This is a genomic window from Streptomyces sp. NPDC001536, from assembly GCF_042894505.1.
Taxonomy (GTDB): Bacteria; Actinomycetota; Actinomycetes; order Streptomycetales; family Streptomycetaceae; genus Streptomyces.
On sequence record NZ_JBIAVQ010000012.1, the window covers coordinates 219,002 to 241,200 of the forward strand.

Consider the following 22,199-nt stretch of genomic DNA (forward strand, 5'->3'; position numbering starts at 1 on the left):
AAGAGCTCCTGTCTCATTCAGAAATCCACCGGTTCACAGGGAAAGGAGACCGCACACCCTGGTGCAACCGACACCCCCGCACACGCCCTGCCCAGGCCGCCAGTCGCCGCATACCCAGGCACCATGCAGCCCTCAAAGCCCTATCCCAGCGACCTGTCCGACGCCCGCTGGGAACTCATCCGCCCCACCCTCGAAGCCTGGCGCCAGGCCCGCAACGGCATCCGCAGGCCAACCCACGACCTGCGCACCCTGATGAACGCCATCCTCTACGTCGACCGCACCGGCATCCCCTGGCGCTACCTGCCCCACGACTTCCCGCCCCATCAGAGCGTCTACGGCTACTTCGCCCACTGGGAAGCCGACGGCATCTTCGACCAGCTCACCGGCCTCCTACGAGGCAAAGTCCGCCAAGCCGAAGGCCACACCAGCGAGCCCAGCGCCTGCCTGATCGACAGCCAGAGCATCAAAACCTCCGCCACCGTCCACCTGGCCGGCCAAGGCATCGACCCGGCCAAGAAGATCATCGGACGCAAGCGGCACATCGTCACCGACGCCCTCGGCCTCCTGCTGGCCGTCGCCGTCACCGCCGCCAGCGTCCACGACTCCGCCGCCGGCACCCCGCTGCTGACCCAAGTCCGCGACCGCCACCCCACCATCACCAAAGCCTGGGCCGACAACGGCTACAAAACCAAGGCCGTGGAACAAGCCGCCCGCCTCGGCATCGACCTCGAAATCGTCCAACGCGACCCCACCACCCGAGGCTTCCGCGTCCAGCCCCGCCGCTGGGTCATCGAACGCACACTCGGCTGGCTCATGCACCACCGCCGCCTCGCCCGCGACTACGAAACCCACCCCCACCGATCGGCCGCCATGATCCAACTCGCCGCCATCAACCTCATGACCCGCCGCCTCACCCACGAAACCACCACCAACTGGCGCGACACCTAAGCCAAATGAAACAGACAACCGAGAATCAAACGCTCACTTACGGCGAGCGACCAAGGTGCACCGCTCAATGCGGTGTGGAGCGGAGCGGCCAGTGCACATCGAGCAGAGTTGAACACGTTCAACTTTCGTGGCAGCGTGAGGGCTTGATGATCTGGTGTGCGAAGCAACCAGGGTTTGACGTACGCAAGGGGGAGTCATGCGTGATGAACGAGGGCGAGTCACTGCGGGGTTGCGTAGAGTGGTCTTGGCGGTCGCGGTGTTGACGCTGGCCACGGGGTGCATCTGGCAGCAACAGACACTGGCTCGGGCCGACATCGTAGGCACCTGGACCGAGGGCGATACCGGGACCCTGCTCTTCAAGGACGACGGCACCGTCGTCGTAACCAACCTTGCCGAGTTCAATAACGACGGCGACAAGGTGTCGGAGTGCAGCGGCACCGGCGAGTGGTGGGTGTATCCCGACGACGAGGAAGCGAAGCAGTTGTGGACCAGCGTCTGCGACGGCAACCCGTGGGAATTCGGCGGCTCGAAGGCGCATCCGGAAATGCGGCACAGCGTGGGAGATCCTGATAACGGGGACTACCAAACCCTCAGCCGCAAATAGCGGAAGCCGCCCGGCGTTCGAACAACTCCCACAAGCTGTCCGGCACCATCCGCTGCACAAGCCCAGTCGTCACCACACCAGACTGCCGCAAGATCACACCAAACGAAATGGCGTCTTATTGGGGCAGAGTGCGACAACTGACGCAGGAGCGGCCATCTCTGTCGTGTCAGTCCCCTCGAGTATCCTTCCGGCCACCACTCAACTACGGGGAAGACTCAGAGAATTGACTGACCTGTCCGCATTTCCGCTGCCTTTTCACGCCTCCCGTTCCATAGCGTTCGCAACACCCCGAACGCTGCGGGAACTTCAGATGATGGAGTGCAGCTCACAGATTCGGGCGAAGCCACGATGGTTCGACAAGATGAACGACGCCGACATCGTCGCCAGATGGACGCAGGAGGCGAACGCCCAGGGTCTCACCGAAGCACAGGTCCACTACGTGCTGGCCGAACTTCGGTATTACGCGGCGCTGCGAGACGTAGGAACGGGTATCGAGGTGTCCGCCGTCGACGGAGTGTGGCAGTCGGACACCCTCATCGACGACAAACTCGGACTGCGGCTGCGCGAGGCGGTGCGAGTTCTGGAACAGGTCCCCGAAGCAGAACAGGACTGGCATCCCGGATCCGACGGCCTCGTACTGGATGTGGTCCATCCCTCCCTGTTCTGCTTGGTGAGGGAGAGGAGCGGTGCACCCGAGCGGGCTTGGCGCAATCCGACGGACCGCTACTCGAAGTACGAATTCTCGGAGAAGTTCCAGTGGCTGCCGACGGACGTGGACGTCAGCGACGACGGTGCTGTCTCCTTCCGGTCGTACGTCAACAACGTCCATCCCGAGACGCATCGCGAACTGGCCTCCGTGCTACCCGACCTGTTCGCTCGCTTCCGCCCGCTCTGGGAGAACGTGCTGACCGACCTGCGTCATCCGCGACCTCCGCGGATCGAGGCCGATCCGTACGGGTGGTACGACTCGGAGCCGGAGTACCCGGACAAGTCCTCCTACAGCGATGATGAGGCGTACGCCGAAGCCCTCCGGGCATGGGAAGAAGCTCAGGACGCCTGGTGGGAAAACCGCCGTCCGGTCGTCCCGGATGCCCCCGCCTTCACCCCGCCCGAGATACCCGACGGTTCCACCCGAGTCGACCTGCGTAACCGCTCTCTCCAGGTCATCGTCAAGATCGCCGCTATTCATCTCACCCCGGACAAGCCCGAATACCCCGGTGGATCCTGGCATGTCGAGGGGATGCTGAACGAGCGGATTGTTTCGACCGGTATCTACTACTGGGACAGCGAGAACATCACCGAAAGTCACCTGAGTTTCCGCGCTGCACTCGACGACCCGAACTACGAACAGAACGACGACAACGGTCTGCGTGAGGTGTACGGCCTGGAAGACGAAGACGCACTGAATCAGGTACTCGGATCGGCGTCGACCCCGGCAGGCCGCTGCCTGGCCTTCCCGAACATCCTGCAACACCGCGTCGGTTCATTCCGCCTCTCGGACCCGACCCGCCCGGGACATCGCAAGATTCTCGCGTTCTTCTTGGTGGATCCGTCAGAAAAGATCGTCTCGACATCCGATGTGCCACCGCAGCAACCATGGTCCGACTCCTCGACCATGACACTTGAACAGGCCAAGGAGTACCGCGAGCAGCTCATGCAAGAACGCAAGTTCTTCGTCGACGAGCACAATGAGCAGCTCTACGAACGAGAATTCTCCCTCTGCGAGCACTGAGGTACCTGCGGATCAACCAGAGGTAGTCGCCGGAGGCATCCGCGGCCGGATCCACCGGCCGGCGGGTGCCGTCCCGTCCGAGCGACGGGAGAGGGCATGCCGAACCAGAAGACGCACCGGTTCCTGGCGAGCGCCTCCGCGTGCCTGGCGGTACTCACCCTGCCCGTGGGCTGCGGTGCCGGGGCGCCCGACCGGCCGAGGCCGGAAAAGGAGCCGGCCCGGCCGATCCCTCTCGCGGACGCCGATCGTGCCCTGACGAGCCGGGCCGAGGCGTTGCTCGGGTCTGTCCGCACGTGCGGCACGGACGTACGTCACCGATCTGGCGGGCGGTCCCGGCTCGGAGATCACGGCGGTACGGCTGCCGGCATGCGCACAGGTCGCACTGCCGATGGTCGAAGTGCTCGTGAACAACCTGTTGTGACAAGGCCTCAGGGCAGATCGTTCCGCATGGCGTGCGCCACGAGCTCGCCGACGAGGACGGCGGTCGCGGCCGGTCCGCGCAGCGGGGCCGTGGGCAGGATCGAGGCGTCCGCCACGCGCAGTCCGGTGACACCGCGCACTCTGCCGTAGTGATCGACGGCTGGCCCCATGGGCACGGTGCCGCACGTGTGCTGGGACGTGCCGAGGCGGGCCGCCGTCCAGCGGTCCAACTCGTGGTCGTCGTCCAGTACGTCGGGGCCCGGCTCCAGCAGCCCGGTCGCGATCTCGCCGAAGGCGTGACTGTCCAGGAGAGCCGCGGTCGTACGGATCACTTCGCGCAGTCGGCGCCTGTCGTCAGGCGTACGGAGATAGCCGTACTCGATCCGGGGGAGCACTGCCGGATCGGCGGAGTGCGTGACCAGCCGGCCGCTCGATCGCGGTGACAGGTCGGATACGAGGAACGCCGGCGGCGCTCCGGTCACGGTCGGCGTGCCGCCGACCAACCCCGCGAGAGGGACGAGCGATTGAAGGATCTCCAGGTCGCCGGACGCGTACGCGCCGTCGGACGACGACAGGTGCAGGGCGCCGCCGAGCCACGAGTCCCAGGGCGCTTCCTGAGGTTGCCGAGGCGTCCATTCCAGGGCCACCTGCGGATGGTCGCTGAGGCCGGCTCCGACGGCCGGGAGGTCCGCGACGACGGGAAGACCGAGTCGTCCGAGATCGGAACGCGGCCCGATTCCGGAAAGGTGCAGCAGATGGGGCGAGGCGAACGCGCCCGCGCAGAGCACGACTTCACCGGCTTCGAGCGCGATGTGCTGTCCGCCGCGCTGGACGATGACACCAGTGGCGCGACCACGGGTGACGATGACTCTGCGGACCGAACAACCGCCCTCCACCGTGAGGTTGGGACGGTCGAGTGCGTCGAGCAGGTAGCTGATGCCGGTGTTGATGCGCAGGCCGTCGACCGAGTTGGTCGGCACCGGCCCGAACCCCGGCGCGCCTTGGGCGTTCTTGTCAGCCTCCTCGGGAAAGCCGAGTTCGCGGGCCGCGGCCCTGAACGCCACAGCGGCGGGGTGCTTCAGATCCGTACGCCGGATCCGCACCGGTCCGGTGCCGCCGTGCAACTCGTCGGAGCCGTGGTCGAGATCGTTCTCCAGCCGCCGCATCAGGGGCAGCAGGCTGTCGTATGACCATGCGGCTCCACCCACGGCCGACCACCGGTCGAAGTCCTCGCGTCGAGCACGGACGAAGTAGCCGCCGTTGACGGTGGTGGAACCGCCGAGGAAGCGGCCTCTTGGCGCGCTGTAAGGCCGGTCCGGGGTGAGGTGCACGGCGTAGGGCAGCACCGCGGGATGTCCGGGCTGTGCGCCGGGGACGAGTCGGGCATCGAGCAAGTCGGCTTCGAAATCGCACTGTTGGCGCGGGACCGGCCCGGCTTCGAGCAGCAGCACCGTGCGTTCGGGGTCCTCGCTCAGACGGGCCGCGAGAGCGGCTCCGGCGGCCCCGGCGCCCACGACGATCACGTCCGAGCGGTTCACCGGCAAACCCATGGCCACCAGCCCCTTCCATTTTGGCACTTGGTGCCATTAATCTCCGGACAGCATAACGGGGGGTCCCGCGCCCGCGATGGTGAAGTCGCCGGATGTCATCGAGGAGGTCCCATGACCGAGCTCCACCCCACCCAGACCGTCGAGACCACGGCCGAAGAGGCCACGACTCCCGAGCCGCTGATCGAGGCCGACGACCTGATCGAAGAGGTCTCGATCGACGGCATGTGCGGCGTCTACTAGGCAGCCCGCCATGACGACGATGGACCTCGACCGCGCCTGGGACCTGCACCCGCAGGTCTCGGTGCGCCCGGAACCGTTCGGCGCGCTGCTCTACCACTTCGGCACGCGCAAGCTGTCGTTCCTCAAGGACCGTCGTCTGCTGACGGTCGTCCAGTTCCTCGCGGACGCTCCCACGGCGCGCAGCGCCTGCCTGGCCGCCGGCATCGGCGAGACCGAGCTCCCGCGCTACGGCCGGGCCTTGGCTGCCCTTGCCCAGTCGTCGATGGTCGTCGGGAGGACCTCATGACAACAGCACCACAAGCCCCCGGCACCTCGCGGCTGGTCGACCTCTTCGAGTACGGCCTGGACGCCCCGATCTGCCTGACCTGGGAACTGACCTACGCCTGCAACCTCTCCTGCAGCCACTGCCTGTCCAGCTCCGGCCGGCGCGACTCACGTGAGCTGAGCACCGAGGAGGCCAAGGCCGTCATCGACGAACTGGAGGCCATGCAGGTCTTCTACGTCAACATCGGCGGCGGCGAGCCCACGGTCCGCGCCGACTTCTGGGAGCTGCTGGACTACGCCACGAGCCATTACGTCGGCGTGAAGTTCTCCACCAACGGCGTCCGGATCACCCCGGATGCCGCCGAACGGCTGGCCCGCAACGACTACGTGGACATCCAGATATCGCTCGACGGCGCCACCGCCGAGGTCAACGACGCGGTCCGCGGCGCCGGTTCGTACGCCACGGCCCTCACGGCCATGGAGAACCTCGCCACGGCCGGGATGAAGAACGCCAAGCTCTCCGTGGTGTGCACCCGCCACAACATCCCGCAACTGGACGAGTTCAAGGCGCTCGCCGACCGCTACGGCGCCCAACTGCGCCTGACCCGGCTGCGCCCCTCCGGACGCGGCGCCGACGTGTGGGACGAACTGCACCCGCTCCCTTCACAGCAACGGGAGCTGTACGACTGGCTGGTGGCGCACGGGGACAGCGTGCTCACCGGGGACTCGTTCTTCCATCTCTCCGCGTACGGTGAGGCTCTCCCCGGTCTCAACCTGTGCGGAGCGGGGCGGGTCGTCTGCCTGATCGACCCGGTCGGAGACGTCTACGCCTGCCCGTTCGCCATCCACGAGGAGTTCCTGGCGGGCAACGTCCGCGAGGCGAGCGGCTTCGCCGGAGTGTGGCGCGGCTCGGAGCTTTTCCAGCGGCTGCGCGCCCCGCAGAACGGGGGAGCCTGTGGCTCCTGCGCGTTCTACGACACCTGCAAGGGCGGCTGCATGGCCGCGAAGTTCTTCACCGGGCTGCCGCTGGACGGCCCGGACCCCGAGTGCGTACAGGGCCACGGCGAGGAACTCCTCGCCCGCCGCCCGCAGGAAAGGACAGACCTGCCCAAGCCCGCCGTGGATCACTCCCACCGCACGTCCCGGGCAGCGCGTCAGAAGCCCGTGGACCTGACGCTCGTGCGCCGCCGCGAGGACCTGGAACGGCCTCCGGTGAGCGAGTGCGCGGAGCACCCGCTCGCGGGACTGCGCTTCACGTAGGCCCTGAAGAGAAGGAGCAGAACACATGGGCAGGAACCCCTGGTTCGAGACGGTCGCCGAGGCACAGCGCCGAGCCAAGAAGCATCTCCCGAGCACCGTCTACGGCGCCCTGGTAGCGGGCTCCGAGCGCGGTCGCACCATCGACGACAACATCGGCGCCTTCGCCGAACTGGGCTTCGCCCCAAGGGTCGTAGGACATCACGCGCAGCGCGACCTGTCGACGACCGTGATGGGCGTGGAGACGGCGCTGCCCGTCGTCATGTCCCCGACCGGAGTCCAGGCGGTGGACCCGGACGGTGAGGTGGCCGTGGCCCGCGCCGCCGCCAACAAGGGCGTCATCATGGGCCTGAGCTCGTTCGCCGGCAAGCCGGTCGAAGAGGTCGCCGAGGCCAACCCGAACACCTTCTTCCAGCTCTACTGGAGCGGCACCCGCGAGACCATGGTGCAGCGCATGGACCGGGCCAGGGCCGCCGGCGCCAAGGGACTCATCGTCACGCTCGACTGGTCCTTCTCCAACGGACGAGACTGGGGAAGCCCGGCCATCCCCGAGAAGGTCGACCTCAAAACGATGGCGCGGTTCGCCCCGGACGTCATCACCAGGCCCCGCTGGCTGTGGAAGTTCGCCAAGTCGGGTGGGATCCCGGACCTCACGGCTCCCAACCTGCGGCCTTCCGGCGGCGGTTCGGCTCCGACCTTCTTCGGCGCCTACTACGAGTGGATGCAGACCACCCCACCCACCTGGGACGACGTCAAGTGGCTGCGCGAGGAGTGGGGCGGCCCCTTCCTGCTGAAGGGCGTGAGCCGGGTGGACGACGCCAAGCGGGCCGTGGACGCGGGTGTCACGGCGCTGTCGGTGTCCAACCACGGCGGGAACAACCTGGACACGACTCCGGCCAGCATCCGGATCCTTCCCTCGATCGCGGAAGCGGTCGGTGACGAGGTGGAGGTCCTGCTCGACGGCGGCATCCGCCGTGGCGGTGATGTGGCGAAGGCACTCGCCCTCGGCGCGCGGGCCGTGTTGATCGGCCGGGCTTACCTGTGGGGCCTCGCCGCCAACGGTCAGGCAGGCGTGGAGAACGTGCTGGACATCATGCGCGGTGGCCTGGACTCCGCAGTGCTGGGCCTGGGCCGCGCATCGGTTCACGAACTCTCACCCGACGACCTGGTCGTCCCGCCCGGCTTCGCCCTGACGCTCGGCGCCTCCTGACCATGTCCCGCGACCTGGCCCGCACCGTCTGGCCCGCTGTTCCGCCGAAGCCCCCGGTCCTGGTGCCGGTCGGCTCGACCGAACAGCACGGCCCGCACCTGCCGTTCGACACGGACAGCGTGATCGCCCGGGCCGTCGCCGAGGGGGCGGCGAACGCGCTGCCCGGCCCCTGGCTGGTGGCACCGCCGGTGCTCTACGGCGCCAGCGGCGAGCACGCCCACTTCCGCGGAACCGTCTCGATCGGGCACGAGGCGCTGTGCTCGGTGCTCGTCGAGCTGACGCGTTCCCTGTCCTTGTGGGCCGGGTCCGTCGTCTTCGTCAACGGCCACGGCGGCAATGTGGCCAGCCTGGCCACCGCCGTACCGCAGATGCGCGAGGAGGGCCACGACGTGGCCTGGACCGGTTGCCATGTACCCGGCGGCGACGCGCACGCCGGCCGCACGGAGACCTCGCTGATGCTGCGCCTGGCCCCTCAGGACGTACGGCTGGACGCGGCCGTCGCCGGAGCCCCCCGGCCGATCGCCTCCCTCATGCCCGACCTGATCGCGCACGGAGTCCGCGCGGTCTCTCCCTCCGGCGTGCTCGGCGACCCGACCGGCGCCTCGGCGGAGGAGGGCCGCAGACTGATGGAGCTGATGGTCGCGCGCACCGTCCGCCGCATCACCGCGGGCGTCACCGACGGCCGAGGGCACCTCATGGAGCCCTCCGAGGGCAAGGGCGCCCACTGATGCCCCTCCCGCACGGATTCGTGGTCACCCTCGACCGACACACCCGCGTCCTCGACGACGGCCGGGCCCTCCTCGGCGGCTTCCCCACGCGCCTGCTCCGCCTGACACCGAAGGCCCAGCCGCTCCTGACGGGCCGGACCCTGCGTGTGACCGACAGGGCGAGCGCCGTCCTGGCGGACCGGCTGCTGGAATACGGCATGGCCAACCCGGTCGTCGAGGAACTGCCGTCCCGCCCCGACCCCCGGTACACGGTCGTCGTACCGGTCCGCGACCGCGCACACCAACTCGACCGACTCCTCACCGGCCTCGGGTCGGACCAGCCCGTGATCGTCGTCGACGACGCCTCGCACCACCCCGAGGACGTGGCGGCCGTAGCGGCCAAGCACGGCGCTCGCCTAGTCTCCCTGCCCGCCAACGTCGGCCCGGCCGGGGCACGCAACGCGGGACTGCGGCAGGTCACCACGCCCTACGTCGTCTTCGCCGACTCCGACGTCGTACTGACCCCCGCCACGGTGACGACACTGCTCCGGCACTTCGCCGACCCCAGGGTCGCCATGGCCGTACCGCGCATCTCGGGCCTGCCGCACTCCGTCCCTCCGAGCTGGATCGGCCGCTACGAGGAGGTCCGCTCCTCGCTCGACCTCGGACGCAACCCGGCCGCGGTGCGCCCCGGCACCCCGGTCTCCTGGGCCAGCACGGCCTGCGTCGTGGCGCGCGTCGACGCCCTCAAGGGCGGCTTCGACGAGACGATGCGCGTGGGGGAGGACGTCGATCTGTGCTGGCGGCTGATCGGGAACGGCTGGCGCGTACGGTACGAGCCGGCCGTCGAGGCGGCTCATGAACACCGGGCACGGTTCGACGACTGGTTCCTGCGCAAGGCGGTGTACGGCACCGGGGCCGCCCCGCTCGCCCGACGGCACCCCGACCACATCGCCCCCGCGGTGTTCGCCCCGTGGAGCACCGCCCTGGTGATCGCTCTGCTCGCCCAGCGGCGCTGGTCCGTGCCCGCCGCCGGCGCGGCCCTCGGGGTTGCCACAGTGCGCATCGCCCGGAAGCTCGACGGCATCGAGCACCCGTACCGCCTGGCCGTGCGCCTCACGGCCAACGGAGCCGTCAGCGCCCTGAGTCAGACCTCGGCCCTGGTGAACCGGCACTGGTGGCCGCTGACCGTGCTCGGCTGCTCGGTGTCGGCCCGGATCCGCAGGGCGGCGGCAACGGCCGCCGTCACCGACATCGCCCTGGAGTACCGCAGCGACCGCGCGTCTCTCGACCCGATCCGCTACGGTCTCGCCCGCCGCCTCGACGACCTGGCCTACGGCACGGGGGTCTGGCTCTCCGCGCTCCGGGGCCACTCCGTCAGAGCCCTGCGTCCGCGCGTCAGTAGTGCCCGAAACCGGCCGTGAGCTCCCGCATGGCCGCGTCCAGCAGCTGCCCCAGATCGGCGTCAGGCTCCCGGAGCCAGTGCTCGTAGGCGGCGATACAGGTCGCGAGCACGGTATGGCCGACGAGGCGCGGCAGCAGGTCGGAGACCGGCAGGCCGGTGCGTGTCGCGGCGAACCGGGTGACGACCTCCCGCCATGACGAGTACCGCAGCGTCGAGTCGGCCTGGAGGATGGGAACCCGCAGAATGAGTTCCATGCGCTGCCGGTGCCAGGGCACCTCGGCGGGGTCGAACCGGTTGAACTCGACCACGGCGTGCCGCAGCGCGTCCATCATCGACGAGTTGGGATCAGCCGCGCCCAGCAGGTCCTCGAGCCTGACGAGCTGTGCCTCGAAGTCGCCCCAGACGAGGTCGTTCTTGGAGGCGAAGTAGCGGAAGAAGGTGCGGCGGCCGATGCCCGCGGCGGCGGCGATGTCGTCCACGGTCGTGCCGTCGAATCCCTGACGGGCGAAGAGCTCGAATCCGAGCCGCTCGAGAGAATTGCGCGAACTGACGGGTGGCCGGCCTGCCTTGGCCGCGACAGAGCCACCGGTCCCTCTGCTGCGAAGCGGCTCCACACCCACTCTTTCCCTGACCGCCCGTCCTCCTCGACCGACGTGCGGGCGCCGTCCGCACGTCGTGTTCCGTACGGGATGCTACCGCGCTGGTCGAAGGCCCCGTCCGTGATCAACCTCCATCGCTTCTGGTGCCCCGTGGATCGCTGTGGGCAAGGGTGCGTCGATGGATGACGCTCGTTCCTGACACGCTGGTGCTGCCCGTCGGCCGCCTCGCTTCATTCGGGGTGGGTGCCGGGGCCGGGGCCGTGGTCTTGGCGAGCCAGGGGGGTGGGGGAGAGGTCGGCGGGTTCCTCGCCTGCCTCCAGGAGGGTGTCGGCGGCGCCGACGACCAGGGGATCCGGTTTGCCGACCGCCTCCGGGGCCTTGCCGGGGTACTCGTACAGGTGGAGCAGGCTGCGCATCGCCTCCAATCGGCCCCGGCGCTTGTCGTTGTTCTTCACCACGGTCCACGGCGCGAACTCCGTGTCGGTGGCACGGAACATCTCGACTTTGGCAGCGGTGTACTCGTCCCAGTGGTCCAGGGAGGCGAGGTCGGTGGGGGAGAGCTTCCAGCGCCGTACGGGGTCGACCTGCCGGATGGCGAAGCGGGTCCGCTGCTCGGCCTGCGAGACGGAGAACCAGAACTTCACCAGCTGGATGCCGTCCCGGGTGAGCATCCGCTCGAACTGCGGGGCCTGTTCGAGGAACGTCTTGTACTCGTCGTCGGTGCAGAAGCCCATGACCCGTTCCACACCGGCCCGGTTGTACCACGAGCGGTCGAAGAAGACGATCTCACCGCGGGCGGGCAGGTGGGCGACGTAGCGCTGGAAGTACCACTGCCCCGCCTCGCGTTCGGTGGGTTTCTCCAGGGCGACGACGCGGGCGCCGCGCGGGTTGAGCCGCTCGGTGAAGCGCTGGATGGTGCCGCCCTTGCCCGCCGCGTCACGCCCCTCGAAGAGGATCACGAACCGCTGGCCGGTCTCCTTCACCCAGCGTTGCATCTTCAGCAGTTCGATCTGCAGGATGCGCTTGGTCCGGTCGTACTCCTGGCGGCTCATCTTGCGGTCGTAGGGGTAGTTCTCCCGCCAGGTGTCCACCGTGCTGCCGTCCGCGTCCAGCAGCACCGGCCGCTCCGGGCGGCGCCGGTCCACACTGAGTCCGTCGAGGAGCGCCGCCTCCAGGGGCGCGTCCTCCCCGTCGTCGTCCGTCAGGGCCCTGCGCTCGTGCTCCGACACCGTTGCTCTCCCGACCTTGCTCGTTGCTCTTCCCGCACGGGACCCCGGCGACGGCGGCTGCCGGGGTGTTCCCCGCACCTGGCCCGCCGCCTTCTCTGTCACGACGTCCCGGATCAGAACGGCATACGGCTGCGAGCCCGCCGACCGGTGGCGCCGCTACGGCCCATCGCCCGCGAGCTGGAACTGAACGGCTTGCTCAGCAGCCGGCCGAGGACGCCCGGCGCCTTCGACCCGGCGCGCGACCCGGCGCCCAGTCCGCGCTGGGCACCGTTCTGCGGGTGCCGGGACAGCCGCGGCAGCAGGAAGGCCAGCACGGCCAGGACGACGCAGCCGGCGATGACGATGCCGATGACCATCTTTGTCTCCAGGATCAGGTGGCAGGTAGGTCCTCTGTGTTTCTGCTCCCCCGACTGCCCCGTTCGCCTGGAACAAACCGCCCGCGTGGTCGTCAGGACGCACCAGCCCCCATGTCGGGCCGGAGCGGTTGCCAAGCTTCTCGGGCGCGTTGAGGGTGAACGTACCGAACCGCGGCGAACCGCAGCGTCCAGGACAGGGACCGCCGGATGTGATCGGAAGCGACCAGAGGTATGGCTGTTCACCGTCAGCGGTCTTGGGGGATGGCGTCTCACCGCTTCGCTGCGGAGTCCCCGGCGGTGGCAAGGAGAGCCTGGGCCTGTTCGCGGGCATGGCTGATGGGGTCCGTGAGGATGTTCAGGCCGTGGGCGACGAGCGCTCCTTCGTGGAGAAGCATGAGTGTTCGAGCCAGACGGTCGGCCCCGTCCGGGGTGATGTCCCTGACGAGGTCGGTGAACAGGGCGAGCATCCACTGCTTCTGCCCGGTGATGATCGCGTAGGCCGGGTGGGACGGATCGCTGATCTCGGCGTGGGCGTTGACCATGCTGCACCCCTTGGAGCTGTTCTTCGCCGACCACGCGCGTGAGGCGTCGAAGACGGCCAGGACGCGCGCTGCCGACGCCGGTTGTGCGGCGTCGAGGTGCTGAGCGAGGAAGGCCCGCCAGCGCTCGTCGCGATCCGCGAGGTACTCCACGACGATCTGCTCCTTGGAGCCGAACCGGTCGTAGAGGGTCTTCTTGGTCACCCCGGCCTCTTCGGCGATCAGGTCCACCCCGACGGCATGGATGCCGCGCTCGTAGAACAGCCTCGCGGCGGCCTCCAGGGCACGTCGTGCGGCAGGCGTCATCGTGATCCGTCGCGGCTTCTCAGCAGTGCCCATACCCCAGGAGTATACCGATCTGTATAGTGGGACGTGGGTATACCGATCTGTTTAGTGGAGGCTGAGGTGTGAACTTCCTGCTCTCGATCGCCTTCGTGATCTGCTGGAGTTCCGGGTTCATCGGAGCCAAGCTCGGCGCGGGCAGTGCGTCCGCGGTCACGATCCTGATGTGGCGGTTCCTGCCGCTGGCCGTCATCCTGATCGTCGTCGCCGCCGTCTCCAGAGCGTCGTGGCGGGGCCTCGCGGTGCGGGATGTGGCCCGGCAGGCCATGATCGGCACGCTGTCGCAGAGCGGCTATCTGCTCACCGTCTACTACGCGATCCAGCTCGGGGTCTCCAGCGGCACCACAGCCCTGATCGACGGCGTCCAGCCCCTCGTCGCCGGAGCACTCGCCGGACCGTTGCTGCATCAGTACGTCTCACGCAGGCAGTGGCTCGGCCTGTGCCTGGGGGTGAGCGGCGTCGCCATCGTCACCCTGGCCGATGCCGCGGTCGGTACCGGTGTCGCCTGGTGGGCCTATCTCATCCCTTTCCTCGGCATGCTCTCGCTGGTGGCGGCCACGTTCCTGGAAAGCCGCTCGCGCACGCGGGTCGCGCCCACGGTGTCGCTGACCGTCCACTGCGCCACCAGCGCCGTCATCTTCACGGCACTTGCCGTGAGCGCCGGAGCCGCGAGGCCACCCGTTGAACTCTCGTTCTGGGCCGCGATCATCTGGCTCGTAGCCTTGTCGACCTTCGGCGGATACGGGCTGTACTGGCTCATCCTGAGGCGCTCCGGAGTGACCAAGGTCAACACGCTCATGTTCCTCATGGCCCCGGTCACGGCAGTCTGGGGAGCCCTCATGTTCGGCGAGACGTTCGGCCCGCAGACCGCACTCGGCCTGGCCGTCGGCCTCGCGGCGGTCGTCATCGTCCATCGCGGTGACACCTCGTCCATGAGGGTGCGCGCGCGGGAGGCGGACGACGCCGCGAGACCGGCCAAGCACGGTGCCTGACGTCTCTGCCTGGTCAGAGCGGGGAGGTTCTTCATCGGCTGCTGCCCGGGCCACCGGGGAGCCGGCCCATTCGCGTCGGCGCAGGCGACCCGGTGCAGTGCTGGGGGCGCTGCATCCGGTCACGTCGGCGAGGGGTGGATCGGGAGCAACAGGGCCGGTGCTCGGCGATCCGGCCCACCCCATAACGGCTGCCCGCCTCCTCGTCGGCGACGGCCGCGAACACCAGGTCCCCGGCGAGCCGCTTGGGCGAGCGTGCCACCGCCCGCGTGACCACGGCCATGGCGGAGGTGACGTTGAGCATGTCGATCGCGCCGCGCCCCCACACGATCCAGTCCCGGACCTCTCCCGAGAAGGGGTCCCGGGACCAGGTGCGCGGGTCGGAGGGGACGACGTCGGTGTGGCCGAGCAGGGTCAGCGCGGGTGCCGCGGGGTCGTGTCCGGGCACGCGGAACACGGTGCTGACCCGGCCGGGAACCGGTTCGACGCGCTCGATCTCGACGCGCACCGGCCTCCGCGCCGGAACCAACGAGAAGAGACGACAGCCATGGTGAAACTCTCGATCCTGGAGCAGGCCTCGATCCCGCGAGGCACGACCGCGTTCGAGGCGTTCGACGAGGCGCTGGCCACCACCAGGCACGCCGAGGAACACGGCTTCCACCGGATGTGGTTCGCCGAACACCACCTGCCCACCGTGTCCTCGTACGCGCCCGAGATCCTCATGGGCGTCGTGGCGCGCGAGACCGAACGCATCCGCATCGGCTCCGGGGCGATCCTGCTCAACCACTACAGCCCGCTGAAGGTCGCCGAACTGTTCCTGCAGCTGGAGGTCGTGGCGCCGGGGCGTTTCGACATGGGGCTCGGGCGGGCGACCACCGGTCCGCCGGCCGACATCGCCCTGAGGCGCGACCGGGACGGCGGACACCTCGACGACTTCGACCAGCAGGTGCAGGAGGTGCCGGCCTTCCTGCACCGCACCTTCCCCGGGGACCACCCCTTCCGGCAGATCCAGCTCATGCCGTCCGTGACCGCCCGCCCCGACCCGTGGATCCTCGGCTCCTCCGGCAGCAGCGCGGGCCTCGCCGCCGGGCTCGGCGTCGGCTACGCCTTCGCCGGCTTCATCAACCCGGCGGGCGCGGTGCCCGCGCTCCAGGCGTACCGCAAGGCCTTCAGGCCCACCCACTACGGCGCCGAGACTCCCCAAGTGATGCTCAGCGTCAGCGTGTTCGCCGCCGACACCGACGAAGAGGCGCACCGCATGACCTGGCCGATGCGGGCCGTCTTCGCCTACGCGGCCCGCTCCGGACGGATCCCCGACATCGTGTCCGTCGACGAAGCCTCCCGCATGCTCACCACGGCCCAGAAGGACGAACCGTCCCGGATCGTCGGCGCGCAGTGGCCCCGTCAGGTCGCCGGCAGCCCGGAAACCGTACGCGACCAGCTCCTCCAGATGATCGAACAGGCCGGCGCGACGGAGGTGATGCTCCAGAGCATCAGCCCCGACCAGGAAGCCCGTCGGTACTCCCACGCGCTCGTCGCCGAGGCGCTGGGCATCAAGCCGGAGGTGGAACCGGCCGCGGACGATGCCGCTCAGGTGCTCCGGGTGTCCTGAAGGGGACCTGGAGTCACCGGGCCATCCAACGGAACTGCTCGTCCGGCTCTTCCCGGCGTTCCAGCACCCGGGCGGCGACCAACTGCAGGAGCACCTCGTGCAGGGCGTTCCCCATCGGATCGTCCGTCCAGAACACCCACTTGACCTGGGCGAACGTTTCGGACTCGCCGAAGATCCCCAGTGAACGGCCCGCCACGAAGGCAGCTCCGTCCCAGTCGGTCCAGCCGGCCAAGCCCTCGGAAAGATCCACGAAGCGATCTTGCCAGGAAGCGATCGAGCCGGTGAAGGTCTGAGGTCCTCGCACAGGCGGCGTTGTGCTGTCGTCCCTGACTCGGTGGGTCCTTGGCGTGGGGCAGGGGCTGTGGGGTCCGTTGCCCTGGAACCCCGATCGTCGCGGGCCGACCCCGCAACAGCTGTGACGCACTGTCACGGGGGGTGCGTGGGGTGCTGATGTACCTACGATGACGCGGTGAAGTTCGTGATGGTGCCAGGTGGTTGGCAGGGCGGGTGGGCGTTCGACGCGGTGGCGGCCGAGTTGCGCCGCGACGGTCACCAGGTCGAGGCGGTGACCCTGGCAGGGCTGGAGCCGGACGGCCCGGCCGACGTGGACCGGCCGCCGAATCTCGACGCCCACATCGACCAGGTGGCCGGGACCATCGGCCGCGCCGGGGAAGGACCCCTCGCGCTGTGCGGGCACAGTTACGGCGGGATGGTGATCGCCGGTGTCGCGGACCGGCTCGCCGATCGCATCGATCAGCTCGTCTTCATCGACGCATACGTCCCGGAGGACGGCGATTCATGCTGGTCGCTGACCAGTGACGAGTTCCGGCACCTGTTCATGACCGGTGCCCGCGGCGACGGCCGCTGGGTGGCGGTCCCTTCCGGGATCGACCCGCGTGCGCGGCCGCACCCGCTGCCGAGCTTCCTTCAGTCGCTCAGGCTGCACAGCGGTCCTGGAGGCGCGGTCGGCCGGACGTTCATCAGCGGTGGGGCGTGGTCGGGCAGCCCGTTCGTGGCCGTGACCGAACGGCTGCGCCGCGACTCGGGCTGGCGGGTGCATGAGATTCCCGTCGGCCACAACATCGCCCGTCACGATCCGGGTGGTCTTGCGGCAGTCCTCGGGGCGCTGCCGCCGGCCGGCGGTGGCGCGTGACGCTGATGCGCGGCCCTGTGGGAAGCCGGCGTTCAGTACCCCCTGTCGGGCTGCGGGTCACTCGCGGGCGGCCGCGGTGATGCCCCTGCCCGCGTAGCGGGTGCCGGCCACCTGCGCCGCCGGCGGTTCGAGCGCGGAGAGTTGGACCGCGGACAGGGGGGAGAGCCGTCGCCGCGGGACTGTTGGTGCGGCCAGGTCGGCGCGATCTGGGCGGAGGTGGCGGCGTGGGTCGTGCGCGGTTCGGGATCAGCCACCTTGCAGCGCCCCAAGTGGTGAACCTTGTGGTGGACCTTGGCAGTGTGCTCTGGACACAGCGCTGGATCTTTGCCCCGCTGGTTGCCCTCCGTGTCGTCCTGACAGATGTCAGGACGACACGGAGGGGGAGGCCGAGTACGTTCTCCCGCAGGCCTCAGGAGCCGTGGGCAGCGGGCTCCACTCGGAAGGCGCGAGGGGATCGGGCGTAGCACGGCTCGGCCCATGCAGAGCCCTGGTCATTCGCGTGCGGATCATGACCCCGCGGCACCCGGGAGCCGGCCCTGTGTCTGGTCCAGTTCCTCGTTGCCCTTTGCTTCGTCACGATTCATCAGGAAGGGAGAGGCATGTCCTTAGTGAAGCGCTACGCATCCCTCGTGGCCGCAGCCGTGGCTGCGGTGTCTGTGGGCTTGGCGGTACCGGCATCCGCCGAGGCGGCGCCCGCCCGATCGGCCTTCGGGGAGCAGGTCCGCGCTGCCGGTCTCAGCCGAGACGATGCCGACGCTCTCCAGACCAAGGTGGACCGCTACCTCGCCCGCCACGACGGACGACAGGTCGCGGCGAATGAGATCGCCCTGGGCGACGGCGCCACGCTGACGGTCACCGTTCCCGGCGAGAGGTATGTGCGTGATCTGGGCACGTCGGCCGAAAGCCGGGCCGCGGCACAGTGGGAGTGCGATCAGGAGTACTTCTGCATGTACCGCGAGCAGCTGGGCATGGGCGACCGGCTGGCCCTGTACTACTGCCAGGACTACGCACTGCAGGACTGGACCGGCGAGGGCTCCTACTACAACCTCCAGACCCGTGGCACCCAGGCGTTGTTGAAGAACAAGAACCGTACCGTCATCCACGTCACGCCTGGCGCCCCTTATGGCAACCCGAGTTATGACTGGACCCCCGTCTGGTACGTCAGGCCCTGCTGATCCTGCCACGCGATTCCGCTGTTCCCGCTGGTCAGGTACGGCCTCTGGTCGAGACGGCTGACGGCTCATCAGGAGAACATCCGGGCAAGCCGTTCGGTCCGGTGGGCGGCCGCACCGGCGACAGGATCGTCCGGACGTCCAGAAGCCGACCCTGATACATGTCAGGTGTCGCGGGCCGGGTGATCGATCCTACGGTCACCAGCAGTGAGCGAGGGACGGTCGGGCTGCCGGTCGTCCGCGCGCACCCACCACACTCGCCGACACACGAAAGAGGGCCGATGAGCCGCCGATCGCTCAGGACATTGCTGGCCGCGGGGAGCGCCGCCGCGGTGATGTCGCTCCTGCCGACCTCCGCACACGCCGCCGCGTTCTCGGGTGGCAACTACGGGGCCTACGGCATGGAGGGGCAGTACCCCACCACGAACTACTGCACGGGCACGTTCCGACAGGTCGGATCCACCCAGTACGCCGGGAACATGGCCCTGAAGTACTTCTACTCCGACAAGTGCGGCTCGTTCGCCCGGATCGAGAACTCCCGGGAGAACTGCGCGGCCTTGCTGCAGCGTTCCAACGACGGCGTGGGCCGCAACGACGGCTGGGTCTCCGAGACCGTCGACCCGGGCATCACCTACGCCTACACGCAGATGGGCAACAACCTCAACGGCCGTGTGTCGCGAGCCGTTCTCTCCTGCGACGGTCACGACATGGCTTGGACCGCCTGGTACTGAGCACAGGCTGCGGCGGGTCACCGGTCCTTCCGGTGACCCGCGGCGGCGCCGACAGCGTCCGTCGTGCAGGGGAGCGGGCAGGACGGCAACTGGCGGGCTGCATCGCGACCCTCGACCTCGTCCTCTCCGGCAGCGCCGACTACGCCTGGCCGTGTGGCGGCGCATCCTCGTCGCCTGGCCGTACTTCACGCTCTGCCGGTCCGCGAGAGTGGCTGCGTACTCGCGCGTGGGACGAGCCGAGTACCGCGTCAGCCAAGGTTCTGAAGTCCGCGCCCGATCGACTGCTGGTCTGTGACTGCCCGGGGCCGGGGCGGGGGTGTGTCGGAGCGCGTGGCGCGCATCAGCGCGAGCGCGGTCAGCGGTACGAGGGTGAGGGCGGCCGCCACTGTGCCGACCAGCGGGGGCCCGGTCTGCTGCAGCGGTGAGGTCAGGGCGATGCCCGCCGTCCAGGAGCCGATGGCGATGCCCACGTTGGGCGCCGCGCCGCTGAGGCCGGAGGCGAGAGTGGGTGCGGAACCGGCGAAGCGCAGGGCCAGTGCGCCGAGCGCCGGGTTCGCGGCGAAGCCGGTCATCCCCATCAGCGTCACCAGAACGACGGCCGCCACGGGGCTGGTGGAGAGCGAGGTCAACAACAGCAGGACCAACGTGGTCGTGGCCGCGGCCGTGAGGAGCGTGGCCAGGGGGCGACGGTCGCCCAGGCGTCCACCGACCGTGGTGCCCAGAAGGGCGCCCAGGCCGTAGCCGGTCAGGACCATGGGCACGGCCCCGGCGGAGATACCGGCCCGTTCGGTGAGCAGGGGCGCGACGTAGCTGTATGTCGCCAGGACCCCGCCCATCAGCAGCGTCATGGAGCTCAGCGTCAGCCAGACCCGGACATCCCGCAGCGCGGCGAACTCGGCTCTGACCGAAGGCGCTTCGCGTCGCTCGGCGGCGGGGATGTAGCGGCCGATGACCGCCGCCGCGCCGGCCGACAGCGCGGCTAGCACCCAGAACGGCCCGCGCCAGCCCGACAGCTGCCCCAACCACGCGCCCAACGGTACGCCGGCCACGGTGGCCACGGTCAGACCTCCCAGGAGCATGCCCAGGGCACGGGACGTCGCTCCCGGCCCTGCCGCGGTCGTGGCCACGATCGCAGCGACGCACCAGAAGGTCCCGGTGGCCAGTGCGGTCACCACACGGGCTGCGAGTACGAGGGCGAAGGACGAGCTGAGCGCGGCGACCAGATGGCCGAGGGCGAAGACGACGAGCGCGAGGATCAGCGTGGAGCGCCGGGGCAGGCGCAGCGTCGCGATCGCCATCGCCGGTGCGCCGACGATCATGCCTGCCGCGAACGCCGTGATCAGCAGTCCGGCCTGGGACAGGGAGACATCCAGATCATCGGCGATCTCGGGCAGCAGGCCCGCGATGACGAATTCGGTGGTACCCATGAGGAATGTCCCGGCGGACAGCACCACGACGACGAAAGGCAGCTTGCGGGGTCGTTCGTCGGTCGTGGGTGACATTCGGTGGCATTCTCGTTTCAGGGCGACATGCGACCGCTGCGGGGCGGGACGCCGGGGTGGGGACGCCGTAGAGCATCGCACCGCACGGGCGTTCCGTGAGGGGGAGGAATTTCTCCCTGCATCGTGACGAATCGGCCGACTCGTCCGTGTGGACGGGCAGAACCAGTCAGTGAGCGGCTCCGACACTGCTGACCCAGACACCGAAGGGCTCGATCTCCGGCTCGAAGCCAGGCTCGCTGTCGGCCAGAAATCCCTCGACGACCGGACCGAGGTCGTCGCAAGCCACATAGGTACCGCTGAACGGCAACGCATCCGGGGGCACAGAACCGGTCGAGCACCGGAGTTGTCCTGCCTGTTGGTCGTGCCACACGTAGAACGTCGCCACCCCGGAGAAGCCCAGATCGGGAATGCGTTCCCGGATGGCGGCAGCGGTCCGCTCGAACGCAGCCACCACCTCGGCGACGGACAACGAACGCCTGTCCTCGTCAGCCGCACCCAGCGACCAGGTGTTGGTCTCCCACTCCACCCGGCGGTCAGCCGGCTCCAGTACGAGAGGCTCGTCCGCCACCTCAGCGATCCACGTCAACAGCACCACAGCGGTATGCCTGCCGGCTGCCACTCGGAGTGACCTGCGGACTGTCTCCTCCGGCCGCGTAAAATGTCCCTCCATCCTCAGGCGCCACGAGTGTCATCCTGGGAAGCATGACCAGCAACGCTCCCCTCAACGAGCTGGGCGAATTCCTCAAGAAGCGACGCTCGGAGCTGAGCCCGGGCACGGTCGGCCTCCCCGAGACGGACAGGCCCCGCAAGGTGGCCGGGTTGCGCCGCGAGGAGGTCGCCCAGCTCGCCAATATCAGCACCGACTACTACACCCGTCTCGAACAGGGCCGCATGCAGGCATCGGCGCCCGTGCTGGACAGCCTCGCCCGGGTGCTCCATCTGGACGACGACGAGCACGGCTATCTCTTCCAACTCGCGGGCAAGTCCACGCCCCGTACCCGGCGGCCCAGCAGGCAGAAGGTCCAGCCGCAGCTGCAGCGGGTCCTGGACGACCTCACCGCCACCCCGGCCATCGTGCAGGGCCGACGCGGCGACATCCTGGCCTGGAACGCACTGGCCGCCGCCCTGGTCACCGACTTCTCCCGCATCCCGGAGAAGCACCGCAACTACCCACGGATCCAGTTCACCGATCCGGCCATGCGCACTCTGTACGCAGACTGGGAGACCTCCGCGCAGATCTCCGTGGCGCAACTGCGCATGGAAGCCGCCAAATACCCTGAGGACCCCCGCCTGATCGAGTTGGTCGGCGAACTGTCCCTGTGCGACAAGCAGTTCGCCCGCTGGTGGAGCGACCATCACGTCGCCTCCCGCACCGTCGGCACGAAGACCCTCAACCACCCGGTGGTCGGCGAACTCGTCCTGGACTGGGACACCTTGACCGCCAACACCGACCCCGACCAGCACCTCACCGTCTGGACCGCCGCACCCGGTTCAACCACCCACGAACGGCTCCGCATCCTTGCCAACTGGGCCGCCGACCAGAAGCTGGCCACGTCGCCACCGCCCACCTGAGCTCATCGGGCGCTTTCATGAACTGGCTGTGGGCCGGCGCGAGTAGTGAAGAAGCGCCGCACGGAG

24 protein-coding genes are annotated in these 22,199 nt (G+C 68.9%); 15 read left to right on the top strand and 9 right to left on the bottom strand.

From position 1 onward, the window contains the following. Nucleotides 1-123 precede the first annotated feature (123 nt). The 3 genes from ACFY0U_RS30490 (at nucleotide 124) to ACFY0U_RS30500 (ending at nucleotide 3,284) form a co-directional block, all read left to right on the top strand. Nucleotides 124-948 (top strand): IS5 family transposase, encoded by an 825-nt coding sequence (locus ACFY0U_RS30490; RefSeq protein ID WP_388641279.1) that lies wholly within the window; start codon nucleotides 124-126, stop codon nucleotides 946-948. Nucleotides 949-1,144: 196 nt separating this feature from the next. Then, nucleotides 1,145-1,552 (top strand): hypothetical protein, encoded by a 408-nt coding sequence (locus ACFY0U_RS30495; protein WP_388641281.1) that lies wholly within the window; start codon nucleotides 1,145-1,147, stop codon nucleotides 1,550-1,552. A 223-nt stretch (nucleotides 1,553-1,775) separates the two neighbouring features. Next, a complete protein-coding gene (locus tag ACFY0U_RS30500) occupies nucleotides 1,776-3,284 on the top strand; it encodes a DUF4246 domain-containing protein (RefSeq protein WP_388641282.1) in 1,509 nt (502 codons plus the stop codon). 428 nt (nucleotides 3,285-3,712) lie between these two features. On the opposite strand, the gene mftG is transcribed toward ACFY0U_RS30500, so the two are convergent. Beyond that, complete coding sequence (gene mftG / locus ACFY0U_RS30505; protein WP_388641284.1) at nucleotides 3,713-5,254, bottom strand: mycofactocin system GMC family oxidoreductase MftG; 1,542 nt, start codon at nucleotides 5,252-5,254, stop codon at nucleotides 3,713-3,715. A 111-nt stretch (nucleotides 5,255-5,365) separates the two neighbouring features. Between mftG and mftA the strand changes: the two genes are divergently transcribed. From mftA to mftF, 6 genes are read left to right on the top strand one after another with little or no spacing between them, the layout of a single operon-like run. Then, entirely contained in the window at nucleotides 5,366-5,494 is a 129-nt protein-coding gene (gene mftA / locus ACFY0U_RS30510; RefSeq protein WP_388641286.1) for a mycofactocin precursor MftA, read from the top strand. A 10-nt stretch (nucleotides 5,495-5,504) separates the two neighbouring features. Then, nucleotides 5,505-5,780 (top strand): mycofactocin biosynthesis chaperone MftB, encoded by a 276-nt coding sequence (gene mftB / locus ACFY0U_RS30515; RefSeq protein WP_388641287.1) that lies wholly within the window; start codon nucleotides 5,505-5,507, stop codon nucleotides 5,778-5,780. Then, on the top strand, nucleotides 5,777-7,018 hold the full coding sequence (mftC, locus tag ACFY0U_RS30520) for a mycofactocin radical SAM maturase (RefSeq protein ID WP_388641289.1): 1,242 nt from the start codon (nucleotides 5,777-5,779) through the stop codon (nucleotides 7,016-7,018). Before mftB ends, mftC begins: the two co-directional genes overlap by 4 nt. Nucleotides 7,019-7,043: 25 nt before the next feature. Then, nucleotides 7,044-8,225: a pre-mycofactocin synthase MftD gene (gene mftD, locus ACFY0U_RS30525; protein ID WP_388641290.1), complete on the top strand. Its 1,182-nt coding sequence runs from the start codon at nucleotides 7,044-7,046 to the stop codon at nucleotides 8,223-8,225. Between the two features lie 2 nt (nucleotides 8,226-8,227). Next, nucleotides 8,228-8,953, top strand: coding sequence for a mycofactocin biosynthesis peptidyl-dipeptidase MftE (gene mftE, locus ACFY0U_RS30530; RefSeq protein ID WP_388641292.1), 726 nt, complete (start codon nucleotides 8,228-8,230; stop codon nucleotides 8,951-8,953). After that, entirely contained in the window at nucleotides 8,953-10,356 is a 1,404-nt protein-coding gene (gene mftF, locus ACFY0U_RS30535) for a mycofactocin biosynthesis glycosyltransferase MftF (protein ID WP_388641294.1), read from the top strand. Before mftE ends, mftF begins: the two co-directional genes overlap by 1 nt. Here the strand turns inward: mftF and mftR are convergent. The 4 genes from mftR to ACFY0U_RS30555 form a co-directional block, all read right to left on the bottom strand. Further along, nucleotides 10,331-10,957 carry a mycofactocin system transcriptional regulator gene (gene mftR / locus ACFY0U_RS30540; protein WP_388641296.1) on the bottom strand — a complete coding sequence of 209 codons (627 nt, stop codon included), beginning with the start codon at nucleotides 10,955-10,957 and terminating at the stop codon, nucleotides 10,331-10,333. The genes mftF and mftR overlap by 26 nt on opposite strands. A 209-nt stretch (nucleotides 10,958-11,166) precedes the next feature. Next, complete coding sequence (gene ppk2, locus ACFY0U_RS30545; protein ID WP_388641463.1) at nucleotides 11,167-12,141, bottom strand: polyphosphate kinase 2; 975 nt, start codon at nucleotides 12,139-12,141, stop codon at nucleotides 11,167-11,169. A 137-nt stretch (nucleotides 12,142-12,278) separates the two neighbouring features. Then, on the bottom strand, nucleotides 12,279-12,521 hold the full coding sequence (locus tag ACFY0U_RS30550; RefSeq protein WP_388641298.1) for a DUF6411 family protein: 243 nt from the start codon (nucleotides 12,519-12,521) through the stop codon (nucleotides 12,279-12,281). A gap of 269 nt (nucleotides 12,522-12,790) precedes the next feature. Then, nucleotides 12,791-13,399 (bottom strand): TetR/AcrR family transcriptional regulator, encoded by a 609-nt coding sequence (locus ACFY0U_RS30555; protein WP_388641299.1) that lies wholly within the window; start codon nucleotides 13,397-13,399, stop codon nucleotides 12,791-12,793. Nucleotides 13,400-13,467: 68 nt separating this feature from the next. Here ACFY0U_RS30555 and ACFY0U_RS30560 point away from each other — a divergent pair, with 68 nt between their 5' ends. Continuing rightward, nucleotides 13,468-14,394 carry a DMT family transporter gene (locus ACFY0U_RS30560; protein WP_388641300.1) on the top strand — a complete coding sequence of 309 codons (927 nt, stop codon included), beginning with the start codon at nucleotides 13,468-13,470 and terminating at the stop codon, nucleotides 14,392-14,394. A 31-nt stretch (nucleotides 14,395-14,425) separates the two neighbouring features. Here ACFY0U_RS30560 and ACFY0U_RS30565 read toward each other — a convergent pair whose 3' ends face one another. Then, nucleotides 14,426-14,899 (bottom strand): M20/M25/M40 family metallo-hydrolase, encoded by a 474-nt coding sequence (locus ACFY0U_RS30565; protein ID WP_388641301.1) that lies wholly within the window; start codon nucleotides 14,897-14,899, stop codon nucleotides 14,426-14,428. A gap of 39 nt (nucleotides 14,900-14,938) precedes the next feature. Here ACFY0U_RS30565 and ACFY0U_RS30570 point away from each other — a divergent pair, with 39 nt between their 5' ends. Continuing rightward, a complete protein-coding gene (locus ACFY0U_RS30570) occupies nucleotides 14,939-16,003 on the top strand; it encodes an LLM class flavin-dependent oxidoreductase (RefSeq protein ID WP_388641303.1) in 1,065 nt (354 codons plus the stop codon). Nucleotides 16,004-16,016: 13 nt separating this feature from the next. On the opposite strand, the gene ACFY0U_RS30575 is transcribed toward ACFY0U_RS30570, so the two are convergent. Beyond that, on the bottom strand, nucleotides 16,017-16,253 hold the full coding sequence (locus ACFY0U_RS30575) for a hypothetical protein (RefSeq protein WP_388641304.1): 237 nt from the start codon (nucleotides 16,251-16,253) through the stop codon (nucleotides 16,017-16,019). A gap of 219 nt (nucleotides 16,254-16,472) precedes the next feature. Between ACFY0U_RS30575 and ACFY0U_RS30580 the strand changes: the two genes are divergently transcribed. From ACFY0U_RS30580 to ACFY0U_RS30590, 3 genes are all read left to right on the top strand, one after another. After that, nucleotides 16,473-17,156 carry an alpha/beta fold hydrolase gene (locus tag ACFY0U_RS30580; RefSeq protein ID WP_388641305.1) on the top strand — a complete coding sequence of 228 codons (684 nt, stop codon included), beginning with the start codon at nucleotides 16,473-16,475 and terminating at the stop codon, nucleotides 17,154-17,156. 599 nt (nucleotides 17,157-17,755) lie between these two features. Further along, entirely contained in the window at nucleotides 17,756-18,331 is a 576-nt protein-coding gene (locus ACFY0U_RS30585; protein ID WP_388641306.1) for a peptidase inhibitor family I36 protein, read from the top strand. Nucleotides 18,332-18,609: 278 nt separating this feature from the next. Continuing rightward, a complete protein-coding gene (locus ACFY0U_RS30590) occupies nucleotides 18,610-19,059 on the top strand; it encodes a hypothetical protein (protein ID WP_388641307.1) in 450 nt (149 codons plus the stop codon). A gap of 248 nt (nucleotides 19,060-19,307) precedes the next feature. On the opposite strand, the gene ACFY0U_RS30595 is transcribed toward ACFY0U_RS30590, so the two are convergent. Next, nucleotides 19,308-20,561: an MFS transporter gene (locus ACFY0U_RS30595; protein ID WP_388641309.1), complete on the bottom strand. Its 1,254-nt coding sequence runs from the start codon at nucleotides 20,559-20,561 to the stop codon at nucleotides 19,308-19,310. A 166-nt stretch (nucleotides 20,562-20,727) separates the two neighbouring features. Beyond that, a complete protein-coding gene (locus tag ACFY0U_RS30600) occupies nucleotides 20,728-21,156 on the bottom strand; it encodes a hypothetical protein (protein WP_388641310.1) in 429 nt (142 codons plus the stop codon). Between the two features lie 107 nt (nucleotides 21,157-21,263). Between ACFY0U_RS30600 and ACFY0U_RS30605 the strand changes: the two genes are divergently transcribed. Then, the gene (locus ACFY0U_RS30605) at nucleotides 21,264-22,133 is read left to right on the top strand and encodes a helix-turn-helix domain-containing protein (RefSeq protein ID WP_388641312.1); all 870 of its coding nucleotides are present in this window, start codon (nucleotides 21,264-21,266) and stop codon (nucleotides 22,131-22,133) included. Nucleotides 22,134-22,199: the final 66 nt, after the last annotated feature.